At 65.3% G+C, this 1,466-nt stretch carries 1 pseudogene; it reads right to left on the bottom strand.

The features are described 5' to 3' along the window. Positions 1-81: 81 nt before the first annotated feature. Positions 82-1,466, bottom strand: a pseudogene (locus HF921_RS08060) (exodeoxyribonuclease V subunit gamma); the annotation flags it as partial.

Raw genomic sequence — 1,466 nt, 5'->3', positions numbered from 1 at the left:
TCCAGGTTTTGCCGGTGCCGGCGCTGGCCTCGATGAGGCGGCTGCCGTGCAGGGGCAGGTGCAGGGGGTCGAGGATCGTGGTCATGGGTGCGCCCGCCATTCCAGGGTTTCCAGCCAGTCGGCGAAGGGGCGGTAGAGGGCTTCGGCATAGTCAGCGAAGCCGCGCTGCCGGGACCCAATGCGGGCGCTGCTGAGGGTGGCGAAGTCGGGGTAATCGCGGAACAGGCTGAGGTCTTTCTGGACTTCGCCGGGCAGGCGGTCACTGCCGTCGTAAATCAGAGCCGGATTTTTACCCTGCAGGCTGACGAGGGCGGTTTTGAGGGTGACCGGCAGGGGTTGGCAAAGACCTTCCTGCCAGAGATCCAGCAGATCGTCCAGTGCGGCAATGGCATCCAGTTGCAGCGGCGCGGCGCGGATAAGTACATCCCGGCCCACAACAATGCCAGCGCAGCGCAGGCCGATGGCGCTGGCCAGCAATTGCTGGAGCCAGAGGGCTGCGAGTTTATCCCCTTCCGGTTTTTTGCTGTCTTTATTCAGCAGGCGGCTGGCGCGGAGCTGGATGCAGGCGCGGTCTCCCGCGTTGTTTTGGTGCAGGGCAGGTAACCAGTCCTCCAGCAATACCTGGCCGTGGGCATGGGTAATAGCCCGTCGTTGTGGCGCCGCAGTCCACTCCGCGCTGACCCCCCGCCAGGCGGTAAGGATGGGGGTGACGTCGTCGAGCAGCGCGGTCGCGGTTCTCGCCGCCATGCCGGCGAGGGGATACCGACCACTGCGCCGCTGTGCCCGCACCCTTTCGGCAATGCGGTCAGGGCCGTTTCTTTCCGCGGCGCTGAGCAGGTCTTCGAGCAGGTGATAGGTTTCAAGGCCGTTGAGGGTGAAGGGTTCGTCGTCCTCTTCCGCCAGGTCTTCTTCGTTGAAGTCCGTGCGCAGGCGTTGCCGGTAAAAGGCGCGTGCGGGCCGACGGAAAAACTCCAGCAGTTCGCGGATGCTGCGGGGGGCGGGCTCGGCAGGGTTGGGGAGCGCGGTGTCTTCCGCGGCGCTGTGCGGAGATGGATACCACTCGCGGGCCCAGGTGCGTAGTCCAGGTTTGCCGAGCAGATATTCCAGGCTGAAGGGCTGTAAGGGATGCGCGAAAGTGCGCTTTTCCAGGGACAGCGGCCAGCCATCGCGAATGGCATCCCGCAACTGCGCCACCAGCAGAGAGGGCGCCCTATCGTGGTTGTTGCGCTGATCTTTTCCGGCCCAACTGATGTAGAGCTCCTGTCGGGCGGCAAGGAGGGCTTCCAGCATCAGGTAGCGATCGTCATCGCGGCGGGAGCGGTCGCCGGGGCGGGCCATGCCGGGCAGGGCCATGAGATCGAAGTCCAGGCGGGGACTACGCCGGGGGTAGTCGCCCTCGTTCATGCCGAGCAGGCAGACCAGCGGGTAGGGCACCGCGCGCATAGGCAGGAGGGTGCAAAAGGTGA

The sequence above is a fragment of the Acidithiobacillus ferriphilus genome, from assembly GCF_018854775.1.
Taxonomy (GTDB): domain Bacteria; phylum Pseudomonadota; class Gammaproteobacteria; order Acidithiobacillales; family Acidithiobacillaceae; genus Acidithiobacillus; species Acidithiobacillus ferriphilus.
Note: the sequence above shows the minus strand (reverse complement) of the source record. Positions and strands in the feature narration are given on the sequence as shown.